Here is a 21,318-nt window from a genome sequence, read left to right as displayed (position 1 = left end):
AAAACCGATCAAGCCGTACTGATCGGTTTTTTATAAACAAATTTTAAGAAACTGTCGAAGGATGCTGCACTTTTTTCCCCCACACGATGGATGCAATGAAGCTTATGCAAAGCACCAGTGTTCCGAGCATAAAAGGAAACTCAATATTCACATCAAATAAAATGCCCGCAAGGCTCGGTCCGACAATATTGGCAAGGCTCATAAAGGATGTATTGAGGCCGCCCGCTACTCCTTGCTGATTACCTGCCATTTTGGACAGCAATGTATTGAGGGCTGGACGAACAAATGATGTAGCCGATAAAAATAAAATAGAGCCTGCAAAGATTAGCCAAAAGGACGGCGCAACACGGCAGACGATGAGCATCAAAGCCGCTCCTAGCAGTGCATAACGCACGACGCGCATTTCACCAAATCGTTTCACAGAGGCATTCACCAACGCACCTTGGACAAGCACGCCTGCAAGACCCGCAACCGTAATCACAAACGCAATATCCTTCGGTGTAAATCCATGTTTTTGGTCTACATATAAGCCGAAAATCGATTCAAAATGAATGATGCCAAAATTGAGGACAAACGCCAATATAAACAAAAAACCGTAGGATGTCTTTAAAGCTTGCAGCATTTGTACAAACGGGTTGAAATGAATGTCTTTGTTTAACCTCGCTTCTTCCTGCTTTTCCTTTGTTAATGTTTCAGGTAAAAACAGGATGGACAATAGGGTAGAAAGAGCTGCAAAGGAACCTGCGATGAGAAAAGGAAAAGCGATTCCGTACTCGACCAAATAGCCGCCTACGCCTGGTCCAATGACAAAGCCTAACGTCATTGCAGCACTAAATAGCCCCATTCCTTTCCCTCGATCCTTCTCACTTGTGATATCAGCGATGTATGCAAACATGGCTGGCATGAGTAAAGCCCCGGCAGCACCACCTAAAAACCGAGACACAAACAGCATCCAAAGCTGATCAGCAAATGCAAAAATAAACTGGGCAATCGTAAAGCCGGCAATCCCCGCAATGATCAATTTTCTACGTCCAAATCGATCGGTCAGTGCGCCTGCAACCGGCGATAAAGCAAACTGTGTAAGACCTGTTGCAGCGACAAGAAAACCGAGTGTTTTTCCTGTTGCGCCAAAGGCTTCAATGTAACTTGGCATGACAGGGACAATGAGGCCAAAGCCAAGCATGGCAATAAAAATATTGAGCATCAAAATGTATAATCTGCCCATTTTCTTCATATCAAAAAACCTCTTTCTGCAAAATAAATGAAAATGATGACAAAAATGATCAGAACTTCTTCAGTATAGCGATATCACTGTCTATAAGTCTAGTTTTTCAAAATTTAGTTTTCTTTTCCAAATAAAAAATACCCGCAAATAGCGAGTATCCTTATGACTTTATTCACCTTGTTCATAGATAGAAAGAGCCGCCTGAAGCCCTGCGCCGCAATGGATGGATGCACCATGCTTGATTAAAATTGCTTCTAGCCCTGCTAACACAAACAGCACATTTTCTTTTCGGCAGCTATAGCCCATTGTGCCAATTCTCCATATACGTCCGGCTAGCGGTCCAAAGGAGCTGGCAATTTCGATACCAAAATGCTTAAGCAGATCGGCACGTACCGCTTCTCCATCCATACCACTTGGAATCTCAATACATGTCACAACCGGCATTTTACAATGTGGATCACCGAACAATTCAAGTCCCATCGCTTCAAGTCCTTTCATCAAGGCCTTCTCGTGATATGCGTGCCTTTGGAAACGCTCAGACAGACCTTCTTCCAGCACAACACGAACCCCTTCTCGAAGTGCATAGAGCATCGTTGTCGCTTCTGTATGATGATTTAATCGCCTAGGGCTCCAATAATCCTGAAGCTGGCTGAGATCAAAGTAATTGCTTTTAATTGGAGAAATATCCATTTGCTCCTGCAATTCATCCTGTGTCGCAATTCCCTTTTCCACTTTCTTTCTCGATTCAACGACAGCTGCAACCCGGTCATTATACGTGATAGGGGACATGCCTGATGGAACAGACAAGCACTTCTGCGTACCGCCAATCGCCGCATCAATCTTCCATTCATCCACTTTCACCTGAACCCCGCCAATGGTTGCTACAGCGTCTACAATGAACAATGCATCCAGTGCCCGGCACGCTTCACCAATTTGCTCAAGTGGCTGCAACCGCCCGGTGGATGTTTCACCATGGACCATCGCAACGATTTTAGGCTTGACCTGCTTCATTTTCTGAATGATATCACTTGGGTCAAAAACGGTTCCCCATTCACATTCCATTGTATGTACCTCAGCACCATAGCGCTGTCCTATTTCAATGAGAAGATGACCGAACCGGCCAAAGACAGGCACAAGCATCGAATCTCCCGGCTCAATGACACTGGCAAGCACAGCTTCAAGCCCTGAACGAGACGTGCCGTCAATTGGAAAAGCCCATTCATTTTCTGTTTGGAAAAGGGACCGCAATAAGGTCATCGTCTCATTCATGATATGTGTAAATGCTGGATCAAATTGACCGAGAATTGGCGTACTCATTACACGGAGCACCCTGGGATCTACTTCAACAGGTCCTGGTGTCATAATCGTTCTTGAAGGTATTTGCAGTTCTTTCACGTTATCCATCCTTTCCCTTGCTGTCATCCTATATGCCCACTTATACAGTAATGCTGATAAAATAGCAATCTCTTTTCCTATGAACTCATTACATAAAATTTACGAGAAATCCATTTATTTCTTTCTGACATTATGATAGAAATAAAGAGAATACATTCCCTATCAAGGAGGAAATCGAATGAAGAGAACCTTATTTGGAACTGTGGCTGCCGGAATCATGATATTCGGTACGTTAGCCGCCCCGCTGCCGCAAACTGCGAATGCTCAAAGCTTTACTTTGAATGAACCGAGCCAAACCATCACATTTTCCCCGTTACAGCTTCAAAACGAAACATCTACACAACAAGCGAAAACAACCGCTACAAGTCAAATCGATTCCTATTATCAATCTGCTAATGGCAAATCAGGACCCGCTTTAAAGAAAGCTTTACACGATATTATTGATGATCATAAGCAGCTATCCTACAGCCAAGTTTGGGATGCCTTAAAGAAAACAGATGAAGATCCAAAAAATCCAAGCAATGTTCTCTTGCTCTATAGCGGTGTCTCTCGCTCAAAGCAAGAGAATGGCGGAAATGTTGGTCAGTGGAACCGGGAGCATGTGTGGGCTAAGTCACACGGCAATTTTGGGACAAGCCAGGGCCCTGGTACAGATCTCCATCATCTGCGAGCAACAGACGTGCAAACGAATAGCACACGAGGAAATTTAGATTTTGATATGGGCGGAAATGAATACAAGGGAGCACCGGGCAATTTTTACGATAGCGACTCATTCGAACCTCATAGCCGGGTGAAAGGGGATGTGGCAAGAATGCTCTTTTATATGGCAGTGCGATACGAAGGGGATGACCGCTTTCCAGATTTAGAATTAAACGACAAAGTGAATAATGGTAGCGCCCCTCTTCACGGCAAAATGTCCGTACTTCTCAAGTGGCACAAACAAGATCCTGTCGATCAAATCGAACGAAACCGCAACGAGATTATTTATGAAACGTATCAGAACAACCGCAATCCCTTTATCGATCACCCAGAATGGGCAAGTGCGATTTGGGAATAAAAAAGAAAGGCACTGCTACGAACAAGCAGTGCCTTTTAAAATAAAATGACTTCACCGCTCATACACATTCTGGATATTCCGTTATTCCTTAAATTCACTAATGATTATTCTCTCTAAATTTTTATCTAAGTAGAAAAATTCTATTTTGATATCATGCTCCGAATCCTTATAACCTATTATGTTATATCCTTGGTCATCGTCTCTACCGTATGTATTTTCACCAAAATAATCATATATATCTTTCTTAGTTGAATGAATATTTATTGTGTTGTTTATATTACTTTGATTATTTTCTAAAGAAATTGCCACTATTTCTTTTCTTCTATTCACTTTAAAATAATTTGAATTTGAAGTTTTCATCCATTCATTTTCACTGCTTTTTTCCTTTTTCAATCCCAACTTCAAATGTCCTACCTTTAATTCAGTCAGATTTGTATTTTTTACTGTAAGAAAAGAAATTTGGTTTTTAAGTGGTTGAATAAAAAACAAGCCCACGATGATTGTCATCATAAAAATGATACATATTATAATTTTTTTCATATGAGTTCCTTCCATAAAATATGAGATGATGAAATAACAAAAAAACTTTATTTAATTTTACACCTAACTATTTAAACCAATAAAAAAACACCTTCAGTATAAGGTGTTTTTTTATTTTAGCGGACAGACAAGACAATAATCGAGACTCTCAGATTTTTTCTCGAGCTTATAATACATACAGCAAGTCTTTCGGTTGGATGTTTCTAGTAAACTGTCATCTAAGTTTAAGCTGTGATGAAATGGATTTTGTTTTGCTCCAAATACATCACCAGCTGCTTGCTTCAGATACAGATAATCCTCCCGCACGCGCTGCTTCACCGCAGGGTCTTCAGCCTCTCGCATCATGCTGCGATAAAGAGAATTGATGCGAACTGCTATATTCTCCCACAAAATGGTATACGGAAGTCTTGACGTACGCTTCATTACATCTAAAAGAGGTGTGACACACTCCGTAAACAGCGCATGCACAGCCTGCTCTCTCCATTCATTCCGATCTCCTTCTAATGGAACAAACGAACACAATGACTCATCAATTTCGATTTTCCGATCCTCTCTAAAGACACATGCCTCTGGTGGAAACTGATAAACACCGTCATACAGCGTCATCATGTACAAAGAGGAACTGACCGCTAAGTAGGCATAACGCTTTGAAAACATCGACGCTGCTACCGCCACATTCGGTGCATGCATAGCTTCCTTTTCAGCCTCTAATAAACGCAGGACAGATGCTTCTGAAAAAAGCGCAGCAAGTGTGCGATCAGATGTCATTGGTCCATTTGTGATGTGTACCCCGAAATCAAGTAATTCTCTCTCAACCCACTCTGGCCTCATATCAAAACCTCCATCTTTCGTTTATCGATTTCTCTGCTGGTATAACAAATAAATAAAGAACGGTGCCCCAATTGCAGCTGTGAATACACCTGCTGGTACATCTAACGGTAGAAAAGCCGTTCTAGCGACTAAATCTGCGAGCATCACGAGAATACTTCCAACAAGCGCAGATGCCGGGACCAGCGCAATGAAGGAACGGCCGATGATCATCCGTGCAACATGCGGCGCCATCAGTCCAACAAATTCAATACCGCCAGCAAAGGCAACAGCAATCCCTGCCAATGTCACACTCATCAGCAGAAAGAATAACCGTTTTGCCTGCACTTTTACCCCGAGACCTGTTGCAAGATCATCTCCAAGCTCCTTCACATTCATCGTTCTTGCTAACACCATGACAATCGGTAAAATGATCATGATCCAAGGAAGCATCGACGTGACGTCCTTCATCGTAGAACCATATAAACTGCCTGTCAGCCAAATATATGATTTTGTCGTTGTCATCGTATCACTAAGAACAAGAGTAAACGTCACACACGCCTTCATAATGGCAGAAATCCCAATGCCCATTAGGACAAGTGTGATCGGCTTGACCCCTTTTTTCCATGAAAGCAAATAAATCAGACACGAGACAGCAAACGCACCTGCAATCGCCCATAACGATTGATACGCAATAGGCACAGTGCCCATCCAAAAAACAATAAACATAATCGCACCGAACGAAGCACCACTCGTAATCCCGATGATGTCAGGCGATGCAAGCGGATTGCGAATTAACCCTTGCAAAATAAGCCCTGATACCGCAAGTGCGGCTCCCACTAAGACAGCCAGCAATGTTCTTGGAATCCTCAGTGTATTGAGCACAAAGGTATTTCCCTCTCCCTGACCGATTATATGAAGAAGCACATCCACAGGCGAAATAAATCGGCTGCCCATACAGAGACTGAGAATAAACAACCCAAAAGCAATGGCCGTCAATAAAAGTAAAATCAAAAACGTCCGCTTTGAAAATTGAAATGAAATGCGCCCGCCCTTTGAACGCACTGTATATGTTTTAGCCACCTGTCTTCAACCCCTTGCGCACGAGATAAACAAATAGAGGCGCTCCTGCTACCGCCGTCATGACACCAATCGGTACTTCCTGCGGCATGATCAGAAAACGAGCCGCAAGGTCTGCGACAAGTAAAAGCGACGCCCCCACTACGGCACAATACGGCAGTACCCAGCGGTGGTCAGGTCCGACAAGCTTTTTCACAATATGCGGCACTAGAAAACCAACAAATCCAATCGATCCTGCGACAGCGACGGAACCACCCGCTAAAAAGACGACGAGAACTCCCATCGTGATTTTCAGCGCCAGCGTACGTTGACCAAGTCCCTTCGCAATATCATCTCCTGACAAAAGGACATTGATGGAGCGTCCAAGAAGCAGCGCCACAACTGTCGCACCTAAAATATAAGGCAAAACAGGCAGCAGCATATCAATGCTTCTTCCAGAAACTGAACCCGCCATCCAAAACAGGATGCTTTGAATCGACTGTTCATTCACGATTAAAAGACCTTGTGTAAAGGACGCAAACAGTGCAGATATCGCCGCACCTGCAAGGACAATTTTGACCGGTGTCAATCCATCTCTTCCAATAGAGCCCAAGAGAAAAACGAGCATCCCTGCAATTGCCGCACCTAGAAAGGCTGTCCACATATAGCCTGTTAATGACTCTGTTGAAAAGAAAACAATTGAAATGACGATAAAAAATAGTCCACCTGCATTAATTCCTAACAAATCTGGCGCTGCAAGCGGATTTCTCGTTAATGCCTGCATCAGTGCACCTGAAATCGCTAGACTTGATCCAACAACTGTTGCAATTAAAGCTCTTGATAATCTGGATGTCATGACAATGACACTGTTTGGATCCGATTCATCAAAATGAAGAAACGCATGGATGGTGGCTTTGAGGGAAATCGAGGTTTGCCCAAGAGAAATGCTGAGTATAAAAAAGACCACCATCAATACGACGAATCCAGCAAACAGCAGCGCCTTGCTCGAATCCTTTTTTAATAAACTTCTCATCTGATTCCCGCTTTCAATCTGTTATGGAAAAAGGAGAAAATGGTTTTTCACATTTTCTCCTCTGTTATCCTTATTTATCAATTCCGAGACGATCATCAATATCATCAAGCATCATGTTTGCAGCGATAATACCGCCGCCCATGTTCCAAGTGATTTCATCCACTTTATGCACTTGTTTCGCTTTCACTGCGTCAAGCTGCTTCCATAAAGGATGACTCGTCCACTCTTTATATGCTTTTTCAACGGCTTTATCCTGATCATCCATGAAGTAATAGATCACATCTGCATCCATTTGCGGAATGCTCTCTTTGTCTGTCAGTGTAATGATGTCTTGCTTTTTATCTTTGACATTCTTAGGTCCTTCAAAGCCTAGCTCTGTTAAAATGGACCCTGCGAATCCAGTTTGATAGATTCTAGCATGATCTGCACGGAAGTTCACTACAGACACACTCATTGGCCAGTTTTTGATGTCTTTTTTCGCTTTTTCTTTGAAGTCAGCGACGCGGTCATCCCACTTCGTTAGCAATTCTTTTGACTTGTCTTGCTGGTTTAACGCTTCACCCATTAATTTTACTGTATCTTTAAATGTGAACACTGTTTCTGTTGCAACAGTTGGAGCGATTTCTTTCAGCTGATCAAAAATTTGCTCATGGCGGACTTTTGATGCAATGATCAAATCTGGGTTAAGCTTTTCAATTTCCTCTAAGTTTGGCTGTATTTCCTGTCCAACAATTTTGACATCCTTTAAATCATCTCTTAAATATTTATACGTAGGTGCTTCAAGCCAAGATTCTACAACACCCACTGGTTTAATGCCCATCGCGACTGCTGCATCTGTTGCTCCTTGGTACAGCGTCACCACACGTTTAGGCGATCCTTTAATTTCAGTTGAACCGATAGCGCTTTCAACGGTTCTTGCTTTTTCTTTACTGTTTGACTTGCCTTCACTGCTATTGCTGCCGCAAGCTGCAAGTAAAACGATGGAGAGCACAACTAATAGCGACCAAAAAGATTTTTTGAACATGTACCTCACCTATCCATTCTATATGTAGTCATATCGTTTGATAACGATTCTCATTATCACACTATGATTTTATCATAGAAAAGGATGGTGTCAATGTAAATTTTTAAGAAAAAGGGAGAGTGTTGACTAGTTGCTCATACTAAATAGAACGATTCCACATTTGGATGGTCCTTCCAATCCATTTTCCCGCTTCGAGTAACACCGACAAATGGGTATGTCCATCCATCACTTCATAGACTGAGTGTTGCTTGATCTCTTCATTTGGCAGTTCATGATAGGCAAAAAATTTTTCTATATCATACAGCTCATCCTCGCTGCCTACTAACATCGCATATGGCCGATCCATCATCGCAAATTGTTTTTTAGGTGCAGACGGGGTTAAAGCAAGTGACAGATTGACGGTGATGGCTGTCAACAAAAGCGGATCCTGCTCGACTGCCCATATTGGATAGTGAAAACGAACGGCTTCAGAATGACTCATCAGCAATCCTTTTGTCATGGCAGACAGAACGAATTTCCATACTTGAACGGTTGCAAAAGGGATTTGATTAGGGCTCGCAGTGCCTGATTTATAGCCAAATTCAGGGGCAATAAAAAAGTAACCGTCTACTTCTCTTTTTTTCGGCCAAGATAGGTAGTTTAGCAGTAATCCCGCTCCAGATGAATGCCCGCAAAGATAAACAGCTCCTTTATGCTGCTGTTTGACCATATTCACAAACTGCGAAATATCGTGCCACACATCTGTGACACTAGGTGTATCACCCTTTTTTCCATCAGAATAGCCGTGACCTCTTAAATCGATTAAAAACGGATTCACATGAAAATCATGTTGCAGCGTATAGGCGATATGCTCGTAACCAGCTAGGCTGTGAGCGCCTCCACCATGGATCAAGATGACATTTGCCACGTTCTTTTTTTCTGCTAAAAACGGATAATACGCAAGGCTTGTGCCGTCGTGTGATGGCATGAATTGTCTTTCTGGAATATGAACAGGAGCTGCCTGCTGCATACTTGTAAATGAAAATGGTTCTGTCTTCGTGTCTGTCAATTTTTTCGCTCCTTCAAACGAGAATGGCAAGCGATACTGGCCATTCTCATGACTACATTCTATTAAGTAATATCCCGCAAAGGAAAGGTCTTGTTTTGAATAATGGCAACAATTTGTTTTAACGCTTTTTATGCTTCGGGTATAGGAAAGACGTAATTTATTTCATAGCTTTTCATGCTTTTTTGGGCAGTGCAATGACAATATTTCTATAAAGCTTTTTTAATTTTCAGCATCAATTTCTAAATCCGCATTTAACGATAATTCTTCATGAACAAATCCATTGATATCGTTCTTATTTATTGTCCTATTGTATACCAACTTTTAAGTAGCAAGTAATGAATTTATTATTACCCACTATGACTTTTTAGCATTTTAATAAAGAAAAATATCACCATTCTCTTTATACATATTATTGTGACCGCTGAGCAGAAAGAGATACTTTTTTACTAGATATGATGACATGCTTTTTTCCAGTTAATGATGTTCATTTCACCCGGCGGTCACAACAATAAGCCATATGCTGATGAATTTCAGAAAAACAATCATTTTTTTATGATTATCTATATGTATTGAATCTAATTGTTTACTAAATATACATTTTCTATTTTTGTTATAGACTTAGATTGAAAACTGTGATTATCCATTTCTACGTAAAGGGAAAAATCATTGTTTTTAACAAAAATTATATCGCTTCCATTATTAAGTTTTATTTTTAATGCATTGCCTTCTTTTTGAGTATTACGAAAGGTATTCTCAATCATATTGTAGTCTAATTCAGTCCACTTGCCATTGATGATCATTTTTGTCATCCCCATTATCTTATGACTGATACTATTGGGGATCATTTTCTTTTGAAATTTTTCAGAAATATCTTCGTTATCTAATTGCTGAAATCCAATTTGAAAGGCCTCTTTTTCAAAATAAGGTAAGTACATGTTTCTCCATCGTGATGAAATTTTAAGTAGTCCAAATAATTTATATTCGATTCTTTCTGGCGTTTGTACATCAAATGCTTTGTCTAAAAGCGATTGATGTAAATAATCAATATCTGATACATCAATCATTAAGCATATTGCTCCTCTTGTGCCTCGATTATACAACTCTGTCCAATCTTTTTTCCAGCCACCGCCATCCTTCTGTGTTATATTCACTAATTCAAGATACTCCTTTCCAATCCAAAGATTGCTTATTTTAAAGCCTTTTGTTCTTTTACCTTTTTTAGGTGCATACGGAAAACCATTTTGTTGTATCATATCTATCATTTTTTTGTCTTTTTGATATTTCTCATCAACATTGATAACAATATGATCGATTTTATTCATCGGTTAACTCCCTCGTCTTAATTAAATGAATAGCTTCATAAAGATACTTCATTTTCATTTCTTCCATTTCATAAATGTAATCAAACGTTAGTCTTGTTAAAGGAGGTAGATTCATTTGTTTCTCTTTTTCTTCTTCACCCTTTTCTATTTCTGCTAAATGTCTTTTTTGCGCTTCAATTTGAATATTTAATGATTTAACAGCTTCTTGTTTTTCAATTTCGTCAGCAAACATTAGTCCAGCAAAAAGTTGAGTTGGATAAGTATTTTGAGATTCTACAAGACATTTCATCACACATTCTTTCTTGTGTTCTTTTCCAAGTTCTGTAATTTTATAAATTTTAGTACTCTTTTTCCCTACCGTCCTAGTTTCACAAACTTTTATATAGTTTCCTTTTTCTAATTTATTTAGCGCATAATAGATTGAGCCAACTAGAATTCCTCCCCATCTATCGACCATTGTATTTTTTAAATTCTGCTCAACATCATACCCTGACATCGGTTTCATCGATATTAATCCTAATATATATAAGTCCGTCATCAGATTCCTCCTATTCAATATCTATTTACACAATACTCAACATTGAGTATTATTTCAAGATTAGATTTAAATTTTCTTTCATGCTAAGCACTTTTTCAGAGCTCTCAAAAAATCCTGTAAGCAAGCGTTAGCGTGATGTTTATAGAGGTGTGCAATACGATGAGTGAGCCACCTCGATCAAACAAAAAAAAGACGAACGGCAACCGTTCGTCTTCTTCCCTCACTTCCCTCACTTCACTTCTTCATGCTCCTGAACAGCATGTCGTTTACTGGCAATAAAGAGTGCAACGGTCATGGCTAGAATGGTCAGCGCCCACCAGAAGGTCGACACAGCCTCTTTATGATCGATGATAATCAAACGGATGACGGCTGTGATGCCAATATAAATAAAATAGCGAAGCGGAAAATGAAAATTTGATTTAAAGTACTTAATAATTAAGGCAATAAACTCAAAGTACATAAAGAAGATCAGCAGCTCACCAAGCATTTCATAATAGCTTTCTCCTTTGTTGACCACATTCTTGTAGACAAATTGGACAATATACCAAGTTTCACTAATTAAGAGGACGCTTAAAGCAAGGGCTAGAAAGAATAGACAGATATTCAGAAGACCTTGCAAGAGATCGGGTACCTTTTGGAAGTTGTTGAATCGTTTCATTAGATTGTCTCTCCATTCCATGTTATTCATTTGTCATCTATATTTTGATGTGCCAGAATCGCAGCACGATGTAGTAAACACCGCTTTTTTCCATCTTTTCAAACTGTCCGTGCATGCGGGACATCATTCGTTTAATGCTTCGTTCACCAAGTCGAGTGCTTTCCTGCGTGTCATTTGTCTCTTTTATCGCATTGCTGACATGGATCTCAAAGATTTCTTGATCGGATAGAAACGTGAGATTGATGTCTTTTTTCGGATCGGCGTATTTCAGTATGTTCGACATCAGATTATCAAACACTCGGCCAAGCTCCTCAACATTCACGTTGATATAGCTGTCTGGCAGCTCTCCTAAAAGATGAACCTTGAATGTCTCTTGCTGCAAGATCGTCACCTGATCTGATAAGAGATCGTAAATGACCTCTTTGACTGCAACGGTCTCAAGCTCAGGTTCATGTTCTTTATCAAGTAGAAAATAGGCAAACAGATTATCAGACAGATTTTTCAATTGCAGTGCTTTTTCATAAGCACTTGTTATATATTGATCTTTACGGGTATCCGCTCCAGCCTCCTCTTTTTTCGCAAACTCTAAATTCATCATCAGCGATGTCAGCGGTGTTCTCATATCGTGTGACATTTCAGTAACCAAGCTGCGACTCTCTTCTTGTAGCTCGTCAATGGCTTGGAGCTTGTCCAGAAAAGCTTTACGAAGATCCTCAATACTTTTGGCAATCATCGCTAATTCATCATGCCCTTTCACCGTCATCTCATAGTCCAGCTCGCCGCCTTCAAGAATATGAATGTCTTGGTGAATCGTTTGCAGGTAGCGTAAACTTTTGCGAATGCCAAGCAGAACAATGAGGAGAAAAATAAGTGTCGCCCCAAGCAGCTCGAGTGTAAAGGCGAGATCGTGGTAACGAGACGAATAGAAACCATCCACCATAACCCGGCCTTCACCATCGCTAAACTGAACTGGATACGAATGATGCTCAGCGTACTGGGTCACCTTTTCTTTTCCATACGCCGATTCATCAGCAGACGAATAGATGGAGTCATATTGCAGCACTTCATCCTTGAAGATGGTCAAATTAATGTAATTCTCTTTTTTCACCCACTCACCAAACGCTTGTCGATCTGTAGAAGACAGCTCATTCTCAGACACATAGCGGCTGAATTTTTGAATATATCTGGCTGACTCCGCCTCGTAATACTCGTCCGAACTCAAATATCCGTCAATGAGGTCATCGGTGATCTTTTGCAGCATCAAAAAGACAAGTCCACTCACGACTGTAGCTGTCAAAATCAATAGTGCTAGCTTTTTGGCTAGTGTATATTTACGATGTGCCAAATCGGTATCCTCTTCCCCATTCTGTTTTGATATATACAGGACGTGCAGGATCATCTTCAATTTTGGCACGCAGCTTTCGAATATGCACCATCACCGTATTGTTGGAACAATAGAAATAAGGCTGTCCCCATACACTCTCATAAATATTTTGGGCTGAAAAGATTTTGTTTCGCCTGCTCATGAGCAGCTTCAACATACGGTATTCTAAATCAGATAGCTTGATTTGTTGATTTTCTTTCCACACTTCATTAAATTCTTCGCTCACTCTTAGCTTGCCCCCAACAAGAAACGTTTCTTCCTGTTCCTTCTTTTCCTGATAGACGGTGTACCTGCGTAATTGTGCAATGACTCTAGCATGAAGCTCCTCTTGTGAAAAGGGTTTTGTCATATAATCATCCCCGCCGGCAAGTAAGCCTTCGGTTTTATCGAATGTACTTGATTTAGCTGTTAGAAATAGAATCGGGACGTTAGAAGAGGCTCTCATTTGCCGGCACGTTTCGATGCCTGATATGCCTGGCATCATCACATCCAAAATCACCAAATCGAGCGAATCGTCCGCAAACTTCAATGCTTGCTCGCCATTCATCGCTCTTTGCACCTCATATCCAGCACGTGTAAGGGATTCCTGCAAAAGGTCTCCAATATCCTGATCATCTTCTACGACTAATATTCGATGCGTCATGTTTCTCTCACCTCATGATACGTGATGTACTTTCTTTTATGTCTTTACTATATATCATCTAGCTATGTGAAAAGATACAGCAGAAATCTTAACAGTTTATGAATTTGACCATCTTCCATCAATTTGTCACATTTATTTTCAAAAAATTGGATCTTCATAAATTGTTAAGAATTGGGACGTATATTGATTCATTGTAAGGATCGATGGATTGATCCGAATGACATTTATCATAACAAGAAAAGGAGCATGGATATGAATGCAAACAAAGTAGAACACGCGATGAGTTTGAAGGATCGGGTTCATTTCTTAGACATCGTACGGGGATTTGCCTTAATGGGAATTATTCTGGTGAATTACTTTTTGATCGTGGATTCGGCGAAGGGGTTCGATATGGAAGCAAATAATGTCTTTCACAACTTGGTGAATTGGTTCGCCTCAGGGAAATTTATTACGTTGTTCTCCTTCCTATTCGGGGTTGGTTTTATGATTTTTATGGACCGCGCTGCTCAGAAGGTGGACAGTCCGAACAAGCTGTTTGCCCGCAGATTAACCATTCTCTTAGGGTTTGGCCTTCTGCATGTCACCTTTGTTTGGATTGGTGATATTTTAGCGTATTATGCAGTCGCTGGCTTTTTATTGCTTTTCTTTTACAAACGTACAGCCAAAACCATCCGATACTGGCTGATCACACTCTTTATGATTCAATTGCTCACACCCTTTTTCACAATGCTGCTTCATACCATCAGTACAGGCTCATCGGGCAAGCCGGACTTTGCCGATTTTGATTTGACCAGCCACAACAGTCTGACTTATTTAGCATCTATTGGTGACCGATGGACAGATATGGTGACGATGGCTTCCAGCTCATTTTCAATCGTCTATTCCATGTTCTTCATGTTTTTGCTTGGTGTTTATTTTGTGAAAATGGCGTTTTTCAAAAACATGGAAGCGAAAAAAACGATTTGGAATCGCATTTGGATCATTTGTACCATCGCTTTTCTCATCACACAAAGCAGTACGATTATAGCAGCGGTCAATCCTTTTGAACATACACTCTGGGTGAACATGGCCACTGCTCTGGAACAAAACGGGGGATTAACTGGCAGTATGTTCTATATGAGTACACTTGCGATGCTGTTTCTGCACGTTCCTCAGCTGCGAGGTGCTTTGATGGTCTTTACCAAAGTCGGACGGATGTCCCTGACCTGTTATTTGCTTCACTCGATCATTGGAACCATGCTATTTCTAAAATATGGAGCGGGGCTTGTCGATCATCTTCAGCCGGCTGGTACGTTCTTCATGGCTATTGGCGTGTATGTCTTCCTTGTGCTTTTCAGTACGTTTTGGTTAAAGCGGTTTAAGTATGGACCGATGGAATTTATTTGGCGTCAGCTGACGTATGGGAAGGTCAATGACAGATCGAAAACCAATACATTTCATGCGGCGAAGTAAAAGAAAAAAGGCGAATGGCTACAGTTCGCCTTTTTTAATATGTTAAGTTTGTGATTCAGAGACAATCCGTTCACTTTCAATACTGCTCAATCATTTCTTGTAATTGAGTCAAATAACTCTCTTTTAATTCATCTGGGTATTCAATTTTCACATGCTTCCCAAATGAGATCAAATAGTGAGTCATATACGATAATTCTTCTTGGTTGTACCCACCCATAATATATGGAGTATCATCAATGATCTCCAATCTCATATTCGGGTAATGATTCTTCAAAAACTTTTCTTTTCCTTGTTCCGTTAATCGACATTTAAATGAGATATCATGATAAGTTTTTTCGTACTCGACCTGCATTGCTTTTAATTCTTCCTTCGTAAAGGTGCCTCTGCCTTCTTCTTCAATGATCAAGTCCTTCATAAAATCACATCTATAGATGGCCCACTTTTTATTTTGAACATCATATGCTTTGGTGAACCAAATCCCATTTCGATAAAACAACTCAAGAAATTGCAGCCTGATCCTTTTATTTTCATATTGAGTGTACGTCATCTTCACGATTTGATCTTCCATCATCGCCTGTAAAATCAATTCCAAATGATTTTGTTCACTAACTGGTGCGACATTATAGTAATGAATCACATCCAAAGTCTCCGTGATCATTCGTTTTCTCTCATCAGACATTGTGGCAAACAGCTTTTGCCGAATTTGTGAGTAAGACTTTTTAAATGGTGTTGCTGACACCAGGTCTAGCGCTTTAAGCGCGAAAAAAATAGCTTGAACTTCATCGGTATTGAAATAAATAGGGACCATTGGAGATTGTTTCACCAGTCGATATCCTCCATGTCTGCCAGGTTCAACATAAAAAGCTAAACCCATGGACTCTAGCTCTTCCATATCTCTCAAAGCCGTACGTTTCGATATGCCAAATTCGGTTTCTAAATCCTTTAACTGAAATGAGTATTTATCACTTAAAAAAATAAGCTCTTGGTTTAATCGTTCTGATTTTTTCATTTGAATTTCCTTTTAAAAAAGGTGACATGTTTTGTCATCTTTATATTTTATACTCAGTTTATCAAAAGAAAAGGAGCATGTATATGCAAACATTAATCATTAATGCGCACCCTGAATTCACTCATCGAGAAAGTTATTCAAACAAACTGCAAACACTATTTTTAGAACAGTTTAAAGAAAGATTTCCTCATGACGAACCAACAATTTTACATTTATATGGAACTGAAATTCCTCGTATCGAAAAAGACCAGCTGCTACGTATTTGGGATAAGCAAGCATCTGAACAAACATTAACAGCTACCGAAGAAAAAATCGCTGCTGCTTCATCTGCTTTATTGGCTCAATTCAAAGCACATCATCGAATCGTCATTGTATCACCTGTTCATAATTTTAATGTGACTTCACGTATGAAAGATTATATAGATAATATCTTTATTGCTAGAGAAACATTTAAATATACAGAAGATGGTTCAGTTGGTCTGATGACTGACGATTATCGTGTACTTTTGCTTCAAGCAAGTGGCTCAATTTTCACAAATAACGATCGATATACACCTTTGGAATTTTCACATGATTACCTAAAAGAAATATTCCAAAACTTGATGGGCTTTCAACAATTTCATATTGTCCGAGCACAAGGAACAGCGATTTTAGAAGAAGAAACGATCTTGTCATCTGCAGCTGACGATTTGTCTAAAGCCTTTGATGCGTTTTACTCGCCTAGCGGGATGTAAGATTTGTTTTTTCAAAAACAAAAAGACCAAAAACGTTTAATATCACGTTTTTGGTCTTTTATTATTAACCGATTGAACCTTCCATTTCGAACTTAATTAATCTAGGATTTTAGAGTGTATCAAAACTATCTGGAATCCTAGGGGCGATTTTTGTATACAAGCTTTCAAAATGTATATAATTCAATCAGTACACCGTAAATTAACCAGGATTTTGAGTAGCATAGATATATTAAAGTATTACATCTATTTCAAATACTTAAATATGCACTGGAAGGATTGTGGAAACGAAATTGGTTAGAAATAAAGAGTATTATTATTTCACTTTAAAAGGTAGAATGTACGTAATCAAAAGTTAAAAATTAACCTATGTCAGTCTGTATTCGGTTTTATTTAAGCCCGGTCTCTTCTAGATAAGATAAGCTTTCATCAAAAGAGTTTTTTGATCGCTCAATCTTTTCATTTAACATTCCTTTAGCTACTGCTCCGGTTATAAAGGCTGTTGCAAAAGAAGTCCCTCGTACTGTTTCATAAGTTCCATCTTTATTGGTAGTGTAAATATTAGTTCCTGGACCAAAAACATCTATTTTACCTGACGAACTCAAAACATCGACTTCTCCTGTTTCATTCATAGAACCTACTGAAATTACATTTGGGTATTTTGCGGGAAAGTCTACTTCTTGCCCCAATCTATTTCCAGCTGAAGCAATTACTATAATCCCCTCTGATGTTAAGGTGTTAATAGTCTCTTCGAGTTCAATATAACTTTTTGAAAAACCAAAGCTAATATTAATAATATCTACTTCTTTTTCATAAGCCCACATTAATCCTCGTAAAATATCATCAATTTCTCCTTTACCCTCAGAATTTAGTACCTTTACATCAAATAGTTCAATGTCTTGACTCACACCGATCATTCCAATTGAATTTTGGTTTGCAGTTAGAATGCCTGCGATGTTTGTACCATGGCCATAATCATCTACTATATTATCTGTAGCGTTTATAGCGTTAAAACTTTCAACAACTTTTCCTTCAAGGTCTTCATGTTCTGAAAAAATTCCACTATCTATCACTGCAACTTTTATCTTTTTGCCTGTTTCTTTATTAGCAATTCCTATATATTCATGACCCCATGTAACGATTTCTTTGTTTTCCCTAGAGTTATTTTCGTCAGCAGAGCAGCCAACAAGATGAATTATTAATAGTGAGAGGAAACTAACAATAAGAGAGTTTCTTTTAATTATAATCTTCTCCTACCATTAAAGTACTATACTTTGTTTTAAATTTTTCATACTTTCTCTCATCCTTAAATAATAAGAATGCCCCTCTGTCATCATAAATATGATAAATAAAATCTTTATTTATAAAGAATATTTCAGGATAACTACTATATTTGTCATTGAACCTTGGAGCCATACTTTTAAAATCTTGATTACATATTGCCTTGATTATTTTCTTGTACTCTATATGCTGTTTTTTTGTTTCTAAAGAATACTGAATTACTTTTCCATTCTCATCTTTAGAATTTTTTACATTGAGTCTATATTTATTAATTTTTTTTGAATACTTACTATATACTCCTATCGGCCTCCGTAATGAATGCTCGCTTCGAACAATTGTGACGACGAACAATAAATCGTTCTCCCCAAAAAGTTCATCAAATATACTTATTGCAACATTATAAACCTTATTAAAATATTGAGGATTCAAATTGCCTTGATCATTAAACTGATACATTTCTTTTTCGAGTTGAATATGAAGGCTTAGAGGTAACTCGTTAAAGGAATCATTCATTAAATCAATATTGAATTCACTTTGTAAATAATCTAGGTGAACCATATCTCATTCTCCTTTCGTTCTTTTATGTACAATTTTTATTTTCTTAATATATGACCACTTTTATTTAGTGTAGCTATACGCTCTCCGGATTTATTCATTAATTTGTAGTAACTTCCTCCATGAGAATTCCCTTTCCCAAGATCTCTTGAAATGGACCAACCAGATTTAGGATCTTTCCACTCTTGTTTACCTTTAACCTTCTTAGTGAAAAGAGAAATCTTAACTCCAGTATCATTCAATAAAGATTTTTTTACATTTTTTGTAGCTAGTCTTGCTGAAGAGTTAAGAGCGTTAGTGACAACCTTTTTACCATACTTCTTTATAGCCCATTGAACACCAAATCTAACAATTTGTACAGCAATAATTACTAAAGGCACAGCAGATGCATCTGCTAATCTAGTATCGAATTCATATTTTTCATTAGTATTTAAATCTACTAAATAACCACCAAAATCTTCTCCATCCATATAATCCAAGTACACTTGAAAATTCGCATCAATCAATTCATTATTATCAGCAATTTGGCCTTCAAAAAACATTTCCCCTGATTCAAGATCAGTAGATAATACAGTATCTGCCTGTAAGTCTTCTTCATCAATCTTCGTAGAAATATGACTAACTTCATCATTAAAGTATTCTGTTATTGCCAAATTTTCTTCTAATTCAATTATTTCTTTATCTTCAAGTTGCTCTAATAAACTAGTATCAATTACATTTATCTCCTCAACTGTGCTCTCACTATTTTTAGCTGAAGCAAATGATGGTGCAATAGTCGTAAATACAATTGTAAAAACAAGAACAAAGCTCAAAATCTTACTAAACATGTTAAAACCTCCAAAGTTTATTTAATACAAAAATTTATATTACCAATAAACGCAGGAAAAAAGCAACATTTTTATCGCAAGAAAGTAAAATAAGTGATTATATTGTAATGCAATAACTTTTGTAACTATATCACTCTTAAGTGTATGGTACCTTGCAAACCATCCTAATACTTTGAAATTGAATTTTCTTATTTTCAGAACCAATGAAATAGAAAAAGACGAACTTAAAAAGTTCGTCTCCTACACTAAAAGGTCATCTTGATCGGCACAAATTCGGCACGCTTCATCAACCTCTTATATCAATCATTTTCAATCCTCTATATTAACCAATAGAACCTTCCATTTCAAACTTAATCAAACGGTTCATTTCAACGGCGTATTCCATTGGTAGTTCTTTTGTGAATGGCTCGATGAAGCCCATGACGATCATTTCTGTTGCTTCTTCTTCAGAAATTCCGCGGCTCATCAAGTAGAATAGCTGCTCTTCTGATACTTTTGATACCTTCGCTTCGTGCTCTAATGAAATGTTGTCGTTTAAGATTTCATTGTAAGGAATCGTATCAGATGTTGATTTGTTATCCATGATGAGTGTGTCACACTCGATGTTTGAGCGTGCACCCTCTGCTTTACGTCCGAAGTGAACGATTCCGCGGTATGTGACTTTACCGCCTTGTTTGGAAATCGATTTCGATACGATCGTTGAAGATGTGTTTGGTGCAAGGTGAATCATTTTTGCACCTGCATCTTGGTGCTGACCTTTACCTGCTAGGGCAATACTTAATGTCATACCACGAGCGCCCTCACCTTTTAGGATGACCGCTGGGTATTTCATTGTCAGCTTAGAACCGATGTTTCCATCAATCCATTCCATTGTCGCATTCTCTTCACATACTGTACGTTTTGTGACAAGGTTGAAGACGTTGTTTGCCCAGTTTTGAATCGTTGTGTAACGGCAGTAGCCGCCTTTTTTCACGACAATTTCAACAACCGCACTGTGAAGTGAGTTTGTTGTGTAAACTGGTGCTGTACAGCCTTCTACGTAATGCACATGTGCGCCTTCATCAACGATGATGAGTGTACGCTCGAACTGACCCATGTTTTCAGAGTTGATACGGAAGTATGCTTGAAGTGGTGTATCTACTTTGACACCCTTCGGTACGTAGATAAATGAACCACCAGACCATACAGCCGAGTTAAGCGCAGCAAATTTGTTGTCAGTCGGAGGAATGACTTTTGCCCAGTGCTCACGGAAGATGTCTTCGTTCTCTTTTAATGCGCTGTCTGTATCTTTAAACACAATGCCTAGATCTTCAAGGTCTTGCTTCATGTTGTGATACACAACTTCAGATTCATACTGAGCAGATACACCTGCTAAGTACTTTTGCTCTGCTTCAGGGATACCAAGCTTATCAAAGGTTTCTTTGATTTCTTCTGGTACTTCATCCCAAGAACGCTCAGAGCGCTCTGATGGCTTTACGTAGTACGTAATTTCATCAAAGTTTAATGCATTTAAATCTCCGCCCCATTGTGGCATCGGCATGTTGTAAAAGAGCTCAAGAGATTTCAAACGAAAGTCGAGCATCCACTGAGGCTCTTCTTTCATACGAGAAATTTCTTCAACGATCTCTTTTGTCAATCCGCGCTCTGAACGGAAAATGGAAACGTCTTTATCAGAAAAGCCGTATTTATATTCACCAACATCTGGCATTTTTTTAGCCATCCATTTTCAC

General features: G+C 39.0%; 21 protein-coding genes. 3 read left to right on the top strand and 18 right to left on the bottom strand.

Translation table 11 applies throughout. The annotated features are described in order from the left end of the window. Positions 1 to 43 precede the first annotated feature (43 nt). Positions 44 to 1,234 (bottom strand): tetracycline resistance MFS efflux pump, encoded by a 1,191-nt coding sequence (locus MHH40_RS14410; RefSeq protein WP_003213581.1) that lies wholly within the window; start codon positions 1,232 to 1,234, stop codon positions 44 to 46. A gap of 159 nt (positions 1,235 to 1,393) precedes the next feature. Next, a complete protein-coding gene (locus MHH40_RS14405; RefSeq protein WP_050944684.1) occupies positions 1,394 to 2,629 on the bottom strand; it encodes a pyridoxal-phosphate-dependent aminotransferase family protein in 1,236 nt (411 codons plus the stop codon). A 169-nt stretch (positions 2,630 to 2,798) separates the two neighbouring features. Between MHH40_RS14405 and MHH40_RS14400 the strand changes: the two genes are divergently transcribed. Continuing rightward, positions 2,799 to 3,677 (top strand): endonuclease I family protein, encoded by an 879-nt coding sequence (locus tag MHH40_RS14400; protein WP_050944075.1) that lies wholly within the window; start codon positions 2,799 to 2,801, stop codon positions 3,675 to 3,677. Between the two features lie 81 nt (positions 3,678 to 3,758). On the opposite strand, the gene MHH40_RS14395 is transcribed toward MHH40_RS14400, so the two are convergent. From MHH40_RS14395 to MHH40_RS14345, 11 genes are all read right to left on the bottom strand, one after another. Continuing rightward, on the bottom strand, positions 3,759 to 4,217 hold the full coding sequence (locus MHH40_RS14395) for a hypothetical protein (protein WP_003212829.1): 459 nt from the start codon (positions 4,215 to 4,217) through the stop codon (positions 3,759 to 3,761). 111 nt (positions 4,218 to 4,328) lie between these two features. Beyond that, positions 4,329 to 5,048, bottom strand: coding sequence for an IucA/IucC family C-terminal-domain containing protein (locus MHH40_RS14390; protein ID WP_050944076.1), 720 nt, complete (start codon positions 5,046 to 5,048; stop codon positions 4,329 to 4,331). A 21-nt stretch (positions 5,049 to 5,069) separates the two neighbouring features. Continuing rightward, positions 5,070 to 6,107, bottom strand: a complete 1,038-nt coding sequence (locus MHH40_RS14385) for a FecCD family ABC transporter permease (protein ID WP_003212627.1) — start codon at positions 6,105 to 6,107, stop codon at positions 5,070 to 5,072. After that, a complete protein-coding gene (locus MHH40_RS14380; protein WP_003213394.1) occupies positions 6,100 to 7,116 on the bottom strand; it encodes a FecCD family ABC transporter permease in 1,017 nt (338 codons plus the stop codon). Before MHH40_RS14380 ends, MHH40_RS14385 begins: the two co-directional genes overlap by 8 nt. 70 nt (positions 7,117 to 7,186) lie before the next feature. Then, entirely contained in the window at positions 7,187 to 8,140 is a 954-nt protein-coding gene (locus MHH40_RS14375; protein WP_003213260.1) for an ABC transporter substrate-binding protein, read from the bottom strand. Positions 8,141 to 8,279: 139 nt separating this feature from the next. After that, entirely contained in the window at positions 8,280 to 9,188 is a 909-nt protein-coding gene (locus tag MHH40_RS14370; RefSeq protein ID WP_340901250.1) for an alpha/beta fold hydrolase, read from the bottom strand. A gap of 575 nt (positions 9,189 to 9,763) precedes the next feature. Then, entirely contained in the window at positions 9,764 to 10,510 is a 747-nt protein-coding gene (locus MHH40_RS14365) for a transporter (protein ID WP_251191394.1), read from the bottom strand. Then, the gene (locus MHH40_RS14360) at positions 10,503 to 11,048 is read right to left on the bottom strand and encodes a PadR family transcriptional regulator (RefSeq protein WP_284907316.1); all 546 of its coding nucleotides are present in this window, start codon (positions 11,046 to 11,048) and stop codon (positions 10,503 to 10,505) included. Before MHH40_RS14360 ends, MHH40_RS14365 begins: the two co-directional genes overlap by 8 nt. Before the next feature lie 229 nt (positions 11,049 to 11,277). Continuing rightward, positions 11,278 to 11,706, bottom strand: a complete 429-nt coding sequence (gene psiE / locus MHH40_RS14355) for a phosphate-starvation-inducible protein PsiE (RefSeq protein ID WP_003212694.1) — start codon at positions 11,704 to 11,706, stop codon at positions 11,278 to 11,280. Positions 11,707 to 11,743: 37 nt separating this feature from the next. Further along, a complete protein-coding gene (locus MHH40_RS14350) occupies positions 11,744 to 13,051 on the bottom strand; it encodes a HAMP domain-containing sensor histidine kinase (protein ID WP_212045518.1) in 1,308 nt (435 codons plus the stop codon). Beyond that, a complete protein-coding gene (locus MHH40_RS14345) occupies positions 13,038 to 13,733 on the bottom strand; it encodes a response regulator transcription factor (RefSeq protein WP_050944081.1) in 696 nt (231 codons plus the stop codon). Before MHH40_RS14345 ends, MHH40_RS14350 begins: the two co-directional genes overlap by 14 nt. Before the next feature lie 252 nt (positions 13,734 to 13,985). Here MHH40_RS14345 and MHH40_RS14340 point away from each other — a divergent pair, with 252 nt between their 5' ends. After that, a complete protein-coding gene (locus tag MHH40_RS14340; RefSeq protein WP_050944082.1) occupies positions 13,986 to 15,185 on the top strand; it encodes a DUF418 domain-containing protein in 1,200 nt (399 codons plus the stop codon). Positions 15,186 to 15,261: 76 nt separating this feature from the next. Here the strand turns inward: MHH40_RS14340 and MHH40_RS14335 are convergent, their stop codons facing one another. Continuing rightward, on the bottom strand, positions 15,262 to 16,194 hold the full coding sequence (locus MHH40_RS14335; RefSeq protein WP_050944083.1) for a helix-turn-helix transcriptional regulator: 933 nt from the start codon (positions 16,192 to 16,194) through the stop codon (positions 15,262 to 15,264). Between the two features lie 83 nt (positions 16,195 to 16,277). Between MHH40_RS14335 and MHH40_RS14330 the strand changes: the two genes are divergently transcribed. Then, the gene (locus tag MHH40_RS14330) at positions 16,278 to 16,928 is read left to right on the top strand and encodes an FMN-dependent NADH-azoreductase (protein ID WP_050944084.1); all 651 of its coding nucleotides are present in this window, start codon (positions 16,278 to 16,280) and stop codon (positions 16,926 to 16,928) included. A gap of 386 nt (positions 16,929 to 17,314) precedes the next feature. Here MHH40_RS14330 and MHH40_RS14325 read toward each other — a convergent pair whose 3' ends face one another. From MHH40_RS14325 to sufB, 4 genes are all read right to left on the bottom strand, one after another. Further along, entirely contained in the window at positions 17,315 to 18,010 is a 696-nt protein-coding gene (locus MHH40_RS14325) for a S8 family peptidase (RefSeq protein WP_267885142.1), read from the bottom strand. A 151-nt stretch (positions 18,011 to 18,161) separates the two neighbouring features. Beyond that, positions 18,162 to 18,764, bottom strand: a complete 603-nt coding sequence (locus tag MHH40_RS14320; RefSeq protein ID WP_050944086.1) for a DUF3885 domain-containing protein — start codon at positions 18,762 to 18,764, stop codon at positions 18,162 to 18,164. Positions 18,765 to 18,799: 35 nt separating this feature from the next. Continuing rightward, a complete protein-coding gene (locus MHH40_RS14315; RefSeq protein WP_162531760.1) occupies positions 18,800 to 19,588 on the bottom strand; it encodes an SAR2788 family putative toxin in 789 nt (262 codons plus the stop codon). Positions 19,589 to 19,910: 322 nt separating this feature from the next. Then, on the bottom strand, positions 19,911 to 21,308 hold the full coding sequence (sufB, locus tag MHH40_RS14310; RefSeq protein WP_003213112.1) for a Fe-S cluster assembly protein SufB: 1,398 nt from the start codon (positions 21,306 to 21,308) through the stop codon (positions 19,911 to 19,913). Positions 21,309 to 21,318 lie beyond the last annotated feature (10 nt).

Source organism: Bacillus sp. FSL K6-2431, assembly GCF_038005165.1.
GTDB lineage: Bacteria > Bacillota > Bacilli > Bacillales > Bacillaceae > Bacillus > Bacillus pumilus.
This window is presented reverse-complemented; position numbering and strand designations above follow the sequence as displayed.